This window comes from Miniphocaeibacter sp., from assembly GCF_049276255.1.
Classification (GTDB): domain Bacteria; phylum Bacillota; class Clostridia; order Tissierellales; family Peptoniphilaceae; genus Miniphocaeibacter.
Genome location: NZ_JBASWB010000047.1, coordinates 1 through 14,385 on the forward strand (window position 1 = coordinate 1; position 14,385 = coordinate 14,385).

The window sequence follows — 14,385 nt, forward strand, 5'->3', positions numbered from 1 at the left end:
ACTCAGTCCTATTCCTATAGTTATAGGAGGAGGGGTTGGGCTGGAGGATATAGAGGAACTTGCAAAAACTGGAGTAGAAGGTTTCTTTGTAGTTTCTGTCATATCTCAAGCAGATGATCCAAAAGAGGTAGCCATGAATTTGGTTAAAAGCTGGGAAAGTCATAAGGTGAATAAAAAGTAGAAGTGGAGACAATAGTTCTTTAACTCATTATATATATTGTAACACTCTTTAGAATACTTAAAAAATATGGTGTTTACAATGACAAGTAAATTCAGTTAATGTTGGATAAGAGTCATTTTCTTACTGGAACTGGGACTGGAACGGGTAAAATTAATTATAAATGTATCCAAATTAGACGGATAGAACAGAAATGAACGTTCTAATAATGGCTAATTTAAAAGGTTTAATATATATCTGATGATATGAAATGAAGAGTGGGATTGGCCAATATACCCAAAGGGTTTGGAAGATATGCTTTTATCTATAAAGGAACAATATCCAAACTATAATAAAATATATATTACTGAAAATGGTATGGGTGATAAGGATGTTATAGTAGATGGAAAAATTACGGATGATAATAGAATAGACTATGTAAAAGAACACTTCAAAGCAATATTAAATGCTATGGAAAAAGGTGTAGAAATAAAGGGATATTTTATATGGTCTTTGATGGACTTGTTTTCATGGACTAATGGATATAATAAAAGATATGGCTTGTTCTATGTAGATTTTAATACATTGGAGAGATTTCCTAAAAAAAGTGCATATTGGTATAAGAGTTTATCGGAAAATAAAGAATTAAAATAGAAGAACTAGTTTCTTCTATTTTTTTATGTGTTAAAATAAGTAAAAGAACATAAAAGAAGGTGATTATTATGACATTAGTGGAAAGACCTGTAAATTTAAGGGATATAGGTGGTTATGAAGGAAGGGAAGGCAAGACTGTTAAGAAAATGACCTTGCTTCGTTCTGGAGAAATTACAAATATTACAGAAAAGGACAAGAATATATTATTAAACAATTATGAGTTAAGAACTATAGTGGATTTTAGAAGTGAAAATGAAAAGGAAGAAGCACCGGATACAAAAATTAATGGGGTGGATTATTTTCATATAGATATTTTGAAAAACAATACCAATGGGGCTACATCTTTAAAGACCTTTAAAGAAGAAGCAAATCCAGAGGCGGTAAATAATCTAATGAATAGGACCTATGAGGATTTTATTGTTGATTCCGGAGCAATTGCAGGTTATAGACAATTTATTGATTTACTATTAAAACAAAATAATGGTTCCTTAGTTTTTCATTGTTTTGCAGGTAAGGACAGAACCGGCTTTGCTGCAGCTATTATTTTAAATATATTAGGCGTGTCTAAAGAAAATATATTATATGATTATCTTTTAACTAATAAAATGAGGGAAAAAGAAAATAATAGAATAATATCTAAAATGAAAGAGCTAGGATATAAAGAAAACGAATTGAAAGCTATGGATATAGCATTAAATGTAAAAGAAGAATACCTAATTTCCTCTATTAATAAAGCTAATGAGCTATATGGTTCCTTAGACGGATATATAGAAAATGCATTAAAAGTAGATAAGGAAGAAAGAAAATTTCTATTGGAAAAATATTTAATATAAAAACATTATAGCTATTAAAATTTAGTTTTAATAGCTATAATGTTATATACAGTTAATTGACTTAACAGTTAAATGGTTATATTATTATTTTAAGAATATAATAAATAATGTATTTTCTATTATAGAAAAACGTTTTTATAAGAAAAGGGGGATTATATGGGTAAGAAAAAAGAAGGGAAATTATCGTCAAGAATGCTTGATGGAGTTGAAAGAGTTGGTAATGCATTACCAAGTCCAGCTACTTTATTTTTTATACTATTTCTAATAGTAATACTTCTATCATTTGTTTTTAACAAATTAGGTACACAAGTTACCTACGATGCTATTGTTGACGGTAAACTTGAAGAAACAACAGTTTTAGTAAAAAATCTTTTAAGTAGAGATGGCTTAGTACATATTTTAACAAGTGCCATAGGTAATTTTACCGGATTCTTTGCATTGGGAACTGTACTTACTATAATGCTAGGGGTTGGCGTTGCAGATGGTTCAGGATTAATTTCTGCATTAATGAGAAGAGTTGCTTTAAATACTCCAAAAGCATTAATTACATCTGTGGTTATTTTTCTAGGTATAATGTCAAATATAGCTAGTTCAACAGGTTATGTTGTATTAGTACCATTGGGAGCCATTTTATTTATGGCATTTGGTAGACATCCAATTGCTGGTTTAGCAGCTGCTTTTGCTGGAGTTTCCGGAGGGTGGAGTGCTAATCTTTTAATTGGTAGTAATGATCCAATGTTTGCAGGTATGGCTACAGCTGCAGCACAGACATTAGATCCTAATTATGTAGTTCAGCCAGTAGCAAACTGGTATTTTATGTTTGTATCAACTTTTTTATTGGTAATAGTAGGAACTTTTATTACTGATAAAATTATTGAGCCAAGACTTCCGGCATATAAACCGGATGTAAAAGAAGAAGCAGACTCTGTTACTGCTGATGAAAAAAGAGGAATTAAATTTGCCGGTATTGCTACTTTAATTTATTTAATAATAGTGGCTGTTTTAGTAATACCTACAAATGGGTTACTTCGTGATCCTGAAACTGGTGGAATATTAAAATCTCCATTTATGAATAGTATTATTATAATAATGATGCTTTTATTCTTAATACCTGGTATTGCATATGGATACGGAGCAAAAACATTAACAAGTGAAAAAGATATTATAAAATTAATGGAAAAGGCAATTTCCGGTTTATCTAGTTTTATTGTGTTAATTTTCTTTGCAGCACAGTTTAATGGAGCTTTTGAATATTCTAATATGGGAATAGTTTTATCTGTAAAAGGAGCAACTTTATTACAAAATATTGGTTTTGTTGGACTTCCACTTTTAATTGCATTTATTATATTAACTGCATTTATAAATATATTTATTGCAGTTGATTCGGCTAAGTGGGCAATGATGGCACCAATTTTTGTTCCAATGTTTATGCAGTTGGGAATTTCTCCTGAAATGACTCAGTTAGCTTATAGAATAGGGGATTCCAGTACAAATATAATTGCACCTTTAATGCCATTCTTCGTTTTAACAGTGGCATTTTTCCAAAAATATGATAAAAAGGCAGGAATTGGCTCGGTAGTTTCAACAATGTTACCTTATTCATTAGGATTTTTAGTAAGTTGGATAATTATGTTTATAATTTGGTACCTATTAGGATTACCAATTGGACCAGGAGCATCTATTTTTTATTAAGTTAGGGCTTTAAGAAGAGGTAAGAAATGAAATCTAAACAAAATAAATTTAAAAAATTATTAAGAGAAAATGGTATAGATGGTGCTATAGTATCATCACCGGAAAATGTTCATTATATACTTGGATTTGGAGGACATCAACATACAGTTTCACGTCAAGCAGGTTTTACTTTAGCAGTAATGTCAGCTGATGAAAAAGTGAAAACTCATGGAATTACTATGGATTTTGAGTATCCTACCTTTGTAAAAAAGAATGAAAATAATATTCATATAATAAAACCATATACAACATGGGTTGGTGTAAGACAGTGGTCTGATTTAGTAAATGCTACTGTTCCGAAAGAACCTGATTTTGTAAATTCCTTTGAAGTAATGTTAGAGTCAATAAAAGAAATGGATTTGGAAAATAAAGTTATAGGTTTAGAGTTAGATTATTTACCAATTAATTACTATAATCAATTAAAGGAAAAACTACCTTTTGCAGAATTTAGAAATATATCGGATTTATTTATTTTTTCAAGGTCGGTAAAGACAAAAGAGGAAATAGAAATATTTAAAACTATTTGCAAAGTGGCAGATTATGGATTTTATGAAGTAAGTAAAATAGTCGGCATAGGAACTACTGAAAAGGAAATGTCCCAATGTTTTAAAGAGTATGTAATAAAATCAGGAGTTTGTGTACCTAGTAGTTGGTCTATGTTTTCTACAGGGCCAAATGGTGCAAGACTTACTATTCCTGAAGATGGAGTAATAGAAAAAGGCCATGTTGTAAAATATGATGCAGGAGTAAATGCAGCCTTTGATTTTTATACTACAGATACTTCCAGAGCTTGGGTAATGGAAGGAGCTGAAAAAGAATTATATAAATTAAAAGATAGACTATATGAAGCTCAAAGAAAAATGATAGAATTAGCAAAACCGGGAATCCCAATTAATGAATTATTTAATACAGGATTTAATTATGTAAAGGAAAAATATCCGGCATATAAAAGAGGCCATTTAGGACATAGTATTAGTATGGGACCTCAAACAGCTGAAGAGCCATATATAAATAGTAGAGAAACCAGATTGTTAGAAGCTGGCATGGTTTTAGCCATGGAAGTACCATGTTATATAGATGATTTTAATGGTTTTAATATAGAGGATATGGTGCTTATAACAGAAACAGGAGCAGAGGTTTTAACACCTAAAACTCCTCATTATATTTAATTTAGAAAACAAAAACAGTAGGAAGAAATTTTCCTACTGTTTTATATTTTAAGAACCATTAATTTTAAAAAAATATTTTTTTATACTGTTTCTCCAAATTTTTACCACAAAGGAAACAGTTATTACTCCCATAGCAATAGCACCGGATACTTGTAGGGCATAAACTCCATATTGCCAAGTTTGAGTTGCATTTCCTTCAACTAGATTTTCCATTGTAGAAAGTATTGCTGCTCCCGGTACAAAAGGTATCATAGAAGGACTTAAAAAAATTGAAACAGGTATTTTTCTGTAAATTGCAAAAACTTCTGCTAATAAAGAAAAAGATATAGCACAAAAATAATAGGCAACAATATCGGAATTAGTTGCATTTTTTGTTAGTACAAATACTATATTTCCGACAAAAGCCCCTATAGAAGCAAAGAATAAATTCTTTCCCTTTATATTAAATATTATTCCAAAACCGAAGGCACAAAAAAAGGCCCAAAAACTACTATAAATCAAAATCTTTCTCCTTATATTATATGAAATACATACCTATACCTATACCAATGGCAATTCCAGCAGCAGTTAAAAGAGCATCTATAAGTCGTGATAAACCTGAAATAGTATCACTCATAATCATATCTCTCATAGCATTTGCTAAGGCAAGACCTGGAACTAGAAGCATTAAGGCACCTAGTATAATATTACTGGTATTAATACCGGTGAAGAAATGCTCTATTGTATTGGTACCAAGTATTAAAAATAACCCTGAAACAATATTTACAAACAAGCCACTAATTTCTGCCCTATTAAGAAATTCCTTTAAAAAAGTAATAATAATTGCAATGGGAATTGTTAAAAAAGCTTCCTTAAAAGTACCGCCAAAGAAAATTACAAAGGATGGAGCAGCAATTACTGCTGAACCAATATAATATACTGCTGTACTGTATTTAGGTGAATTAGTAATTTTTAAAATTCTTTTATTTATTTCCTCATAGTCAGGAGAGTTTTTAGAAATATATCGTGATAGGTCAATAAGTTGTTCTACATTGTCTAAGTCTGTAGAAATATTATTAATTCTTTTACTTTTTGTTACAGATTTACCATCTTTTTCAATTGTAACTATTAAATTACCAAGTAAAGCAAAGGCATTAACATCCTCAACCTTATATGCCTTACAAATATATTCAATACTTTGTTCTACCCTATATACTTCAGCACCATTAGATAGCAATAAATAGCCAATATTAGTAGAACAATCCAATAGTTTTTCTAATTCCATAAAATTCTCCTAAATAAGTTAATACGATGATGTTAACTAGAATATCATATTTGCTAAAGCCATTCAATATTAGGAAAAATACTTTTATGGAAAGCGTGCTTTACATTTGGGAAAAAGATGATATAATGAAATTAATGGAAAGCATACTTAACATTTGGAGGTAAAATAGATGTGAAAAATAGATTAAGGGAACTTAGAAAGGAAAGGGGAATAAACCAAGAAGAATTAGCAGAGGCCTTAGAAGTTACTAGACAGACTATAGGCTCGTTGGAAAATGGAAGATATGATCCTTCCATTAATCTTGCATTTAAAATAGCGAAATATTTTAATCTGCAAATTGAAGATATTTTTATATATGAGGAGGAAGAGTAATGAAAAAGAGTAAAAAGGATTATATTTTATCATTTATTGGTGTTCTATTAATTGTATTTGGATTATTTTTCTATAAAAGCACCAGTAAATTAAAAGGTCTAGTGGAGATATTAACATATATTCTATTGATTTTTGGAATTGGAATTTTTGGTCATGGAATGGGAAATATTTTAATAAAATATGGAATAAAAAATAATCCTAAAGTAGAAAAACAAAGTCTTGTAGCTTTAGAAGATGAAAGAAATATAAAAATATCTCAATTAACAAAGGCTAAAGCCTTTAATATGGCAATGTATTTATTTGGAGCTGTTATATTATTGCTTATATTTTTAAGAGTTGAAGAAAGAGCAATTATAATACTTGCAATATCCTATGTGTTTATAAATATTTATAGTATATATAATAGAGAAAAAATTGAAAAGGAAATGTAAAGAAGGGAAAATAAAATGATAGGTTTATTTTGTAGTGTTAATACAAAAAGTGATAAGGAGTATGGGGCTATTTTAAGGAAGAAGATGGTCTTATTTGGAATTATATTTTTAATGGGAATTATTTCCTTATTAATTCCTACAATATCGGAAAGTATATTGAAGATTAACAATTTAGTAGGGGCGTATTACTATTATGGATTTGGTAGCGGGCTTATTTTTGCAAGTGTTATTCTAATTTTTAAAACTGTGAATATATTAAAGAATCCTTTAAAGTTAAAAAGCGAAAGAATTAGGCAGGGTGATGAAAGAAATAAAAATATATCATTAAAATCGGCGAGAATAGCTTTGGGAATATTGGCATTAGCAATGGTTTTAATCATTATGACAAGGGGAATTACAAATCCTGAGATTCGAATGTTAATGGGTAAATTACTTTTATTATTGCTTTTATCCTACACTATTTCCTATAGGGTATTGGATAGGAAAGAGTAGGGTTTAATAATTATAAAGACTTTAGGAGGTTAATATATTAGGAGTTTTTGATGGCTCGGATGCAAAAAACGATAAAGAATATATCTTGGAAAGAAAAATATAAAGCCTAGTAATTAGGCTTTATATAATTTTTTCTAAAATATTAATTGAACTTGCAACGGCTTTAGGACAGATATGGCCCTTAATTCCGGAATCTACAGCTATTTGTCTTTCTTTTGGAATTGTCATATTATAGCCAAGTAAATCTAGACAATTAAAATATTTGTTTTCTTTAATAAATTCTTCGTTAAATTCTCTCATTTTTTCTTTTGTAAAACCGGTGTTTTCTCCAAATTTAAGACCTAGTACTAAATATGCTCCTGTAACTGCACCGCAAGTAGATGCAAGGTTAAGACCCGAGCCTAAAAGGGCAGCCATCTTATGTGCAAATTCTTTAGATATACCTATATCTTTTGTAAAATAATCTACAACTACTTGACCTCAGTTTAGTCCTTCAGCCATTTTATTATTTACATAGTCAATATTTACCATAATTTCACTCCTAGTTAATTATATTTATTTCTTATATATCTTTATATTTTTTCCTCTTTAATTATTTTTTCATTAATGTTAAGTCGTATACAAAAAAATTTGGTTTTTTTACCATTAATTATAAAGTATCTTTTTCAGAAGGTGTATTACTAACAATAATACTGGAAAGCACTTTATTTATAAATTTTAGAGTTTTGCTTTTCTCCAGTATAATAAATGTTAGGGGTATTATTACTTATTATCCTTTTGGTTTATTTAATCATTGCAAATTATCCTAATAGTTAGGTTTATTATATGATATAGGCTATAACTAAGCAATTGCAAAAGGAAGGAAATATGGATATAGAAATAAAAGTTGAAAAAGGTAGATTTAATTACAGAGTAGGAGCTATAATTTTAAACAATAAAAAGATACTTTTTATGAAAGATGGAAAGTCAGACTACTACTATCTACCAGGTGGTAGGGTAAAGTTACATGAAACAATAGAAGAAGCAATAAAAAGAGAAATTAAAGAGGAATTAAAATCGGATATAAAAATTGAAAGACCCTTATGGTTAGTGGAAAATTTTTTATTGAAGATATAAGCAGGGAAAAATATCATGAATTAGGTATTTATTTTTTAATTAATATTAAAAATGATGTTTTAAAGAATAAGGAAAACTTTACAGTATATGAAAATAATAATAAAAAATTGGAATTTACTTGGCTTTCTTTTGAAAAATTAAAAGATGAATATCTCTATCCTGAATTTATAAAAGAGAGAATATTTGATTTACCAAAAACAATGGAGTTAATAGTAGAAAAGGAAGAAAATGGAAAATATATTTAGCAACAAGGTTTTAAAACTTGGGGATATTATTTCTGAAAAAAGAAAATCAATAAACTGGACTCAGGAACAATTAGCAGATTACTTAGGAGTAACAAAAGCTTCTGTGTCAAAATGGGAAAGGGGAAGAAGTCATCCCGATATTTTATTGCTACCTGAGCTAGCAACCTTATTTAATATTACAATAGATGAATTACTATGCTATGAATCGAATTTAACAAATAAGCAAATAGTAGTTTTAACAGAAAATTTAAATAGATTATTAAATAATAAGGGAATAGAAGAAGCTTTTAAACAATTAAACTTTTACTTAAGACAGTATAAGAATCAAGCTAAATTTTTAATATCTATGGCACAATGGTTATTAAATTCAACCTATTCAGTAAAAGAAGAGGAGGATTTAGAAAAATACTACAATAAGGTCTTTGAGCTTACAGGCCAGGTGAAAAATATTTCCAGTAATACTATTTATTTAGAGGAAGCAGAACTAATAGAGTCTGTAACCTTCATGGTAAAAAAGGAATATAATAAAATAATAAGTATTGGAGAAAAATTACTTTCCCCTGTTCATAATGGACTTGATGAAGTATATATATCTGCATTATTAGCCAAGGGAGATTTAGATGAATTTGAATATGGCTTTCAAATATTACTTTACCAAAATTCCATTAATATTTTAGGAATTATTGTTGCAAAGCTAACTACATTACCGGTTAATGAAATATGGTTTGAAAAACTTGTAAAATTAGGTGGAAATATTATTGACCTATTGGACTTTAAGCAGATGCTAACTAATTCTACCCTAGGTTATTATATACTTACAGCATTAGGTTACTCTCAATTAGGAAAAATTGACTTGGCCCTATTATATTTAGAAGAATATACGGAAATAATTGAAAATTTAGACTTTCCACTACAATTAAAGGGAATAGAACTTTTCGATAAATTAGAAGAATGGCTTGAAAATAATCTTATATTTCAGTCAACTAATACTATGAAGGAAGAAGATGTAAAAAAGGCTTTAGTAGAGCCGATATTAAATAATCCTAGCTTTTCAGTTCTTGAAAAGGAGGATAAATTTAAAAATATAGTAAAAAGACTGGGAAAAATTTTGTTATAAATATTAATTGTACTATTGATAAATTACAAAATACCTAGCTGGTCAATTTAATTGACAAATTTTAATAAAAAGGAGGTAAAATTATGAAAAGTATAAAAAAATCATTTAAGTATATAAAAGGTAAAAAGGTAGGAAGAACGACAAAAATATAAGATGGACTAATAAAGGAGATATTTTGAAGGAAAATAGTTTTGAAATTGAAAAATTTAATAGCTGGGCTAAAAATTATAATAGACAAGTAAGAGAAAGTGATAAAGAAAATAAATATCCATTTGCAGCTTATGAAAAAATACAAAATAGAATTGAAGAATATATTTTAACAACAAATTATAAAAATATACTTGATATTGGAATAGGAACAGGTACTTTAGCAAAATTATTATATGATAAAGGATATAATATTACAGGAATAGATTTTTCTAAAGAAATGCTTAAAAAAACAAAAACTCTTATTCCAAATGCAAATTTAATAAACTGGGATTTTGCTAACGGACTACCGGATGAAATAAATAAAAAGAAATTTGACATAATAATTTGCAATTACGCAATACATCATTTAGAAGATAGTTCAAAAAAATCATTATTGGAAGAAGCCTTTAATATTTTAATTGAAAAAGGAACAATAATTATTGCAGATATAATTACAGAAACAAAGAAAGAAATGGAATTCGCTAGAACCAAAGACATAGATATTTGGGATGATGATGAATATTATTTAATATACGACAATACAAAAAAATGGTTTACTAATGTAGAAATGAGTTTTGAAAAATATTCCTATTGCTCCGGAATTCTATTTATGACTAAATAGTTATAAAATGGGTATTAGTATAAAGCGTAATTCTTATAATAATTAATAGGGAGTGGACATATGAAAATAACAGCAGGACAAGCTTTAGTAGATGTTTTACATTCTTGGAATGTTAAACATATTTATGGTATACCAGGAAGTTCAGTAAACGGATTAATGGATGCCCTTTATACTGAAAGAGACAAGGTTGAATATATACAAGTACGTCATGAATCAGCAGGTGCAATGGCTGCAACATCCTATTCTAAATTTTCAGGAGAAATTGGTGTTTGTTACGGCTCAGCAGCACCGGGAGGAACAAATCTTTTCAATGGTCTATACGATGCAAAAATGGATAGAGTTCCTTTACTGGCAATAGTAGGTCAGTCAGCAACAGAAAATGTTAATACTAATTTCTTTCAAGAAATGGATGAAATTCCTATTTATTCTGATGTAGCGGTATATAATAAAATGGCTACAACTGCAGAACAAATCCCGAATTTAATTGAAGAAGCTATTAGGACAGCCTATTCAAAAAAGGGAGTAGCTGTTGTAATACTACCAAATGATTTAGTTGAAAAGGAAATAGACTATAGTCCTAGGAAAGAGAAGAAAACACCTCCAATAGTTAAAAAACAACCTATTGTTAAGGATGATGTAAACAAGGTTATAGAAATGATTAAGAAGGCTAAAAGACCTGTAATATATGGCGGTTTAGGGCTTAAAGGTGGTAGGGATACAGTTGTAAAAATATCTGAAAAATTTTCCATGCCAATAATAAGTTCAGCACTGTCAATAGGAATTGTAGCACCAAATAATCATGAAAATTATATGGGTAGCTTTGGACGTCTAGGGACAAAACCTGCCTTTGAGGCAATTAATAAGGCTGATTTAATGTTATTTGTTGGGACTAATTTCCCATTTGCAAGATTTTGGCCTAAAGATTTAAAAATTGTTCAAATAAATAATAATCTAGAGGATATTGGTAAACAAATTCCGGTAGAAATGGGAATAGTTGCCGATGGAAAAGAATTCTTAGAAGAGTTATTAAAGTCTGATTATAGTAGAGAAGAAACAGATTTTCTTAAAGCCTGTAGAATAAATAAGCAAAACTGGGATAATTGGTTGGAAAATATTGCCGATGATGACAGTAAGGGACTTAATGCAGAAGCAGTAATAAAAGCAATAAGAGACCGTTCTACAGAAGATGCTTTTTATGGTTTAGATGTTGGAAATAATACCATGTATTCTGTAAGAATGTTGCCTTTAAACAAGAAGAGAAGGCATGTAATAAGTGGCTGGTTTGCAACTCTAGGAGTAGGACTTCCCTACAGTATTGCAGCAAAGTTGACAAATCCTGAAAGACAGGTCTGGAGTATATCAGGCGATGGTGGATTTGCCATGAATATGCAAGAGATTATTACTCAGGTAAGATACGAACTTCCAATTATTAATATAGTATTAAGTAATGGTTCCTACGGATTTATTCAACATGCCCAAATACAAAAGGACTTTATGTATGGTGTAGATATTACCGATGTAGATTGGGCAAAAACTGCAGAGGGAATGGGAGCAATATCCTATACAGTTAAAAATATTGAAGAATTAAATAAGGCAATGGACGAAATAATGAAACTTCAAAAATCCGGTAATAAAAAACCTATATTATTAGATGCAAAACTTCTATATTCAGATCCATTAGACACAAGTAATATAAAATTAGATCCAGAAATTTATTCTAAAGAAGAAATAGAAGAATTTAAGAAAACATATAATGTATTTGGACAACCGGCATTGTCAGAAATATTAAAAGAAATGTAATTAAAAAAATCCTTAGTTTAAGCTATACTTAGACTAAGGATTTTTATTGTTTAAGGATGGTGGTTACATGGATTTAGAAAATAAAATTAAAAGTTGGAAGGCTGAAGAAAAATTTTCCTTTCAAGGTTGGGATTTTTCACATTTAAAAGGCAGATGGGAAGATGAAAAAATTCCTTGGGATTATAGACAAATTATAGAAAAATATTTAAAGAAGGATTATAAATTACTGGATATGGGAACAGGTGGTGGAGAGTTTGTACTATCACTAAAACATAATCCAAACTTAATATCTGTAACAGAAGGATATTTACCTAACTTTAAACTTTGTAAAGAAAAATTATCTCCAATGGGAATAGAAGTTGAGTTTGTAACAGACGATAAAATATTAAACTTTCCAGATAAATCCTTTGACCTGGTATTAAATAGACATGAGTCTTTTAAAATAGAAGAAGTAGCAAGAGTACTAAAACCTGGTGGATATTTTATAAGTCAACAAATCGGTGGAGAAAATGATGGGGACCTTTCTAAAAGGCTTATTAAGGATTTTAAACCTAAATATTCGGATAATATTTTAAGTAGGGTTTTACCTAATTTAGAAAAAAATGATTTTGAAATTATCTACAGCAATGAGTCCTTTACACCAATAAAATTTTTCGATACAGGAGCTTTAGTGTATTTTGCTAAAATTATAGAGTGGGAATTTCCAAATTTTTCTGTAGATAGGTCCATAGACGAACTTATTGCAATAGATAGGGATATTGAAGAAAAGGGATTTATAGAAGGAACAGAACATAGGTATGTATTTGTAGCAAGGAAAAATAAATGAAAGTAGCATTTTTAGATAGAGATGGAACAATTAACAAAGACTATAAAGACGAACAATGGAGCAAAATAGAGGAGCCTGAAATTTTACCTGGCTCAATAGAAGGACTTAAATATTTACAAAATAAGGGATTTAAATTTATTATTATAACAAATCAATATATAATTGGGGAAAACTACATAACAACAAAACAATATAAGGACTTTAATATTAAATTACTAGAAATATTAAAAGACAATGGAATAAATATAGAGGATATATTTTACTGCCCTCATTCAAGAGAAGAAAAATGCAATTGTATAAAGCCAAAAATAGGAATGATAGAACAAGCCAATAGAAAATATCCTAGTATAGACATGAGTGAATCCATATTTATAGGGGATTCTAAATGTGATATGGAACTAGCAGAAAATATTGGAGTAAAATTTTTTGGAATAAATTTAAATTGTAAAAATAAAATTGAAAATATTTGGGAAATTAGTAAATTTATATAGGTATATACCTGTTTTATTTGGTCGAAGTTGAAAATAAATGGTTAAAAAACTATATGCAAAATTGTATATAGTTTTTTTACATATCTATTGACAAGAAAACTTGGCGAGATTATAATGTATTTACCAAGTAAACTTGGCAAGGAGGTCAGAATGAAAAATTTAAATAAGGAAGAAATACTAAATAGAGCAAGAAATGAAAACAAAGACGAAGGAGAAGAATATTTAAAGAATAAATATAATAGAAAGAGAATTATTTTTATTTACACCTTAGTTTTTGGACTATTTATTTTTAATGCTATTATTGATTTTGATATAAGAGTAATATCCGCTATATTAGTAATATCCACTGGCATAGAATTTATTGAAAAATTTTATAAATATAAATACGAATATAAAAATAGTAGTAAAGAGGTTGGTATAATATTAATTTGCATATATTTAGTTTTATTTATAATATCTTTTATAATTCATATAAAATCAACTTTAAAAATATAGCAAGGAGATCAAAATGAAAAATTTAAATAAGGAAGAAATTTTAAATAGGGCAAGAAATGAAAAAATTAAAGAATATGAAGATAGGGTTTTTCTAAAGGCTATGAATAAATCTATGATAGTTGTTGCTATACTATGTTTGTTTTTTGCTATTTCAAAACCAATATTTTCAGATATTGGTAAATTAAAACAAGGAATTCCATTTTTTGAATTCATAGCAATACTTTTAGGATGTCTTTCCGCCAATCAGTTATTTATATATAGGAAAATTAAGGATAAAAAATATATTATATCTTCAATTTTATATGGAGTAGCTTTTTTAGCTAATGTAATTATGTATTTCATATATACATATAAATTTGTTATTTCAATTTAAGGAAGTAT

General features: G+C 28.6%; 17 protein-coding genes and 3 pseudogenes. 17 read left to right on the plus strand and 3 right to left on the minus strand.

Going from position 1 to position 14,385, the window contains the following annotated elements:
- From WAO56_RS04920 to WAO56_RS04940, 5 genes and pseudogenes are all read left to right on the plus strand, one after another.
- A pseudogene (locus tag WAO56_RS04920) lies at positions 1-181 on the plus strand (hypothetical protein); the annotation flags it as partial.
- A gap of 252 nt (positions 182-433) precedes the next feature.
- Positions 434-811: pseudogene (locus WAO56_RS04925) on the plus strand (family 1 glycosylhydrolase); the annotation flags it as partial.
- Between the two features lie 68 nt (positions 812-879).
- Positions 880-1,644 carry a tyrosine-protein phosphatase gene (locus tag WAO56_RS04930; protein WP_422144763.1) on the plus strand — a complete coding sequence of 255 codons (765 nt, stop codon included), beginning with the start codon at positions 880-882 and terminating at the stop codon, positions 1,642-1,644.
- Positions 1,645-1,800: 156 nt separating this feature from the next.
- Complete coding sequence (locus WAO56_RS04935; RefSeq protein ID WP_422144764.1) at positions 1,801-3,336, plus strand: AbgT family transporter; 1,536 nt, start codon at positions 1,801-1,803, stop codon at positions 3,334-3,336.
- A 26-nt stretch (positions 3,337-3,362) separates the two neighbouring features.
- On the plus strand, positions 3,363-4,544 hold the full coding sequence (locus WAO56_RS04940) for a M24 family metallopeptidase (RefSeq protein WP_422144765.1): 1,182 nt from the start codon (positions 3,363-3,365) through the stop codon (positions 4,542-4,544).
- Between the two features lie 48 nt (positions 4,545-4,592).
- Here the strand turns inward: WAO56_RS04940 and WAO56_RS04945 are convergent, their stop codons facing one another.
- Both WAO56_RS04945 and WAO56_RS04950 read right to left on the minus strand, forming a co-directional pair.
- Positions 4,593-5,045 carry a threonine/serine exporter family protein gene (locus WAO56_RS04945; protein WP_422144766.1) on the minus strand — a complete coding sequence of 151 codons (453 nt, stop codon included), beginning with the start codon at positions 5,043-5,045 and terminating at the stop codon, positions 4,593-4,595.
- 16 nt (positions 5,046-5,061) lie between these two features.
- Positions 5,062-5,808, minus strand: coding sequence for a threonine/serine ThrE exporter family protein (locus WAO56_RS04950; protein WP_422144767.1), 747 nt, complete (start codon positions 5,806-5,808; stop codon positions 5,062-5,064).
- Between the two features lie 171 nt (positions 5,809-5,979).
- Here WAO56_RS04950 and WAO56_RS04955 point away from each other — a divergent pair, with 171 nt between their 5' ends.
- The 3 genes from WAO56_RS04955 to WAO56_RS04965 are packed head-to-tail and all read left to right on the plus strand — an operon-like array spanning position 5,980 to position 7,103.
- Complete coding sequence (locus WAO56_RS04955) at positions 5,980-6,180, plus strand: helix-turn-helix transcriptional regulator (RefSeq protein ID WP_422144768.1); 201 nt, start codon at positions 5,980-5,982, stop codon at positions 6,178-6,180.
- Positions 6,180-6,611 carry a hypothetical protein gene (locus WAO56_RS04960; RefSeq protein WP_422144769.1) on the plus strand — a complete coding sequence of 144 codons (432 nt, stop codon included), beginning with the start codon at positions 6,180-6,182 and terminating at the stop codon, positions 6,609-6,611. The genes WAO56_RS04955 and WAO56_RS04960 overlap by 1 nt, the downstream gene beginning before the upstream one ends.
- A 15-nt stretch (positions 6,612-6,626) precedes the next feature.
- The gene (locus WAO56_RS04965) at positions 6,627-7,103 is read left to right on the plus strand and encodes a hypothetical protein (protein ID WP_422144770.1); all 477 of its coding nucleotides are present in this window, start codon (positions 6,627-6,629) and stop codon (positions 7,101-7,103) included.
- A 120-nt stretch (positions 7,104-7,223) separates the two neighbouring features.
- Here the strand turns inward: WAO56_RS04965 and WAO56_RS04970 are convergent.
- Positions 7,224-7,568 (minus strand): annotated as a pseudogene (locus WAO56_RS04970) (C-GCAxxG-C-C family protein); the annotation flags it as partial.
- A gap of 402 nt (positions 7,569-7,970) precedes the next feature.
- Between WAO56_RS04970 and WAO56_RS04975 the strand changes: the two are divergent.
- From WAO56_RS04975 to WAO56_RS05015, 9 genes are all read left to right on the plus strand, one after another.
- Positions 7,971-8,219, plus strand: coding sequence for an NUDIX domain-containing protein (locus WAO56_RS04975; protein ID WP_422144771.1), 249 nt, complete (start codon positions 7,971-7,973; stop codon positions 8,217-8,219).
- Positions 8,186-8,464 carry a hypothetical protein gene (locus WAO56_RS04980; protein ID WP_422144772.1) on the plus strand — a complete coding sequence of 93 codons (279 nt, stop codon included), beginning with the start codon at positions 8,186-8,188 and terminating at the stop codon, positions 8,462-8,464. Before WAO56_RS04975 ends, WAO56_RS04980 begins: the two co-directional genes overlap by 34 nt.
- Positions 8,448-9,581 (plus strand): helix-turn-helix domain-containing protein, encoded by a 1,134-nt coding sequence (locus WAO56_RS04985; RefSeq protein WP_422144773.1) that lies wholly within the window; start codon positions 8,448-8,450, stop codon positions 9,579-9,581. The genes WAO56_RS04980 and WAO56_RS04985 overlap by 17 nt, the downstream gene beginning before the upstream one ends.
- A 175-nt stretch (positions 9,582-9,756) precedes the next feature.
- Positions 9,757-10,392 carry a class I SAM-dependent methyltransferase gene (locus WAO56_RS04990; protein WP_422144774.1) on the plus strand — a complete coding sequence of 212 codons (636 nt, stop codon included), beginning with the start codon at positions 9,757-9,759 and terminating at the stop codon, positions 10,390-10,392.
- A 60-nt stretch (positions 10,393-10,452) separates the two neighbouring features.
- The gene (locus WAO56_RS04995; RefSeq protein WP_422144775.1) at positions 10,453-12,192 is read left to right on the plus strand and encodes a thiamine pyrophosphate-dependent enzyme; all 1,740 of its coding nucleotides are present in this window, start codon (positions 10,453-10,455) and stop codon (positions 12,190-12,192) included.
- A 67-nt stretch (positions 12,193-12,259) separates the two neighbouring features.
- Complete coding sequence (locus WAO56_RS05000) at positions 12,260-13,018, plus strand: class I SAM-dependent methyltransferase (protein WP_422144776.1); 759 nt, start codon at positions 12,260-12,262, stop codon at positions 13,016-13,018.
- Positions 13,015-13,509, plus strand: a complete 495-nt coding sequence (locus tag WAO56_RS05005; RefSeq protein WP_422144777.1) for a D-glycero-alpha-D-manno-heptose-1,7-bisphosphate 7-phosphatase — start codon at positions 13,015-13,017, stop codon at positions 13,507-13,509. Before WAO56_RS05000 ends, WAO56_RS05005 begins: the two co-directional genes overlap by 4 nt.
- A 150-nt stretch (positions 13,510-13,659) precedes the next feature.
- Positions 13,660-14,004: a DUF6442 family protein gene (locus tag WAO56_RS05010; protein WP_422144778.1), complete on the plus strand. Its 345-nt coding sequence runs from the start codon at positions 13,660-13,662 to the stop codon at positions 14,002-14,004.
- A 13-nt stretch (positions 14,005-14,017) separates the two neighbouring features.
- Positions 14,018-14,377 carry a DUF6442 family protein gene (locus WAO56_RS05015; RefSeq protein ID WP_422144779.1) on the plus strand — a complete coding sequence of 120 codons (360 nt, stop codon included), beginning with the start codon at positions 14,018-14,020 and terminating at the stop codon, positions 14,375-14,377.
- Positions 14,378-14,385: the final 8 nt, after the last annotated feature.

Excerpts from the sequence above, each read along its gene's own strand:
- WAO56_RS04930 (WP_422144763.1), top strand. The coding sequence starts at position 880 with ATGACATTAGTGGAAAGACCTGTAAATTTAAGGGATATAGGTGGTTAT.
- WAO56_RS04935 (WP_422144764.1), top strand. The coding sequence starts at position 1,801 with ATGGGTAAGAAAAAAGAAGGGAAATTATCGTCAAGAATGCTTGATGGA.
- WAO56_RS04940 (WP_422144765.1), top strand. The coding sequence starts at position 3,363 with ATGAAATCTAAACAAAATAAATTTAAAAAATTATTAAGAGAAAATGGT.
- WAO56_RS04950 (WP_422144767.1), bottom strand. The coding sequence starts at position 5,808 with ATGGAATTAGAAAAACTATTGGATTGTTCTACTAATATTGGCTATTTA.
- WAO56_RS04960 (WP_422144769.1), top strand. The coding sequence starts at position 6,180 with ATGAAAAAGAGTAAAAAGGATTATATTTTATCATTTATTGGTGTTCTA.
- WAO56_RS04965 (WP_422144770.1), top strand. The coding sequence starts at position 6,627 with ATGATAGGTTTATTTTGTAGTGTTAATACAAAAAGTGATAAGGAGTAT.
- WAO56_RS04975 (WP_422144771.1), top strand. The coding sequence starts at position 7,971 with ATGGATATAGAAATAAAAGTTGAAAAAGGTAGATTTAATTACAGAGTA.
- WAO56_RS04980 (WP_422144772.1), top strand. The coding sequence starts at position 8,186 with ATGGTTAGTGGAAAATTTTTTATTGAAGATATAAGCAGGGAAAAATAT.
- WAO56_RS04985 (WP_422144773.1), top strand. The coding sequence starts at position 8,448 with ATGGAAAATATATTTAGCAACAAGGTTTTAAAACTTGGGGATATTATT.
- WAO56_RS04995 (WP_422144775.1), top strand. The coding sequence starts at position 10,453 with ATGAAAATAACAGCAGGACAAGCTTTAGTAGATGTTTTACATTCTTGG.
- WAO56_RS05000 (WP_422144776.1), top strand. The coding sequence starts at position 12,260 with ATGGATTTAGAAAATAAAATTAAAAGTTGGAAGGCTGAAGAAAAATTT.
- WAO56_RS05005 (WP_422144777.1), top strand. The coding sequence starts at position 13,015 with ATGAAAGTAGCATTTTTAGATAGAGATGGAACAATTAACAAAGACTAT.
- WAO56_RS05010 (WP_422144778.1), top strand. The coding sequence starts at position 13,660 with ATGAAAAATTTAAATAAGGAAGAAATACTAAATAGAGCAAGAAATGAA.
- WAO56_RS05015 (WP_422144779.1), top strand. The coding sequence starts at position 14,018 with ATGAAAAATTTAAATAAGGAAGAAATTTTAAATAGGGCAAGAAATGAA.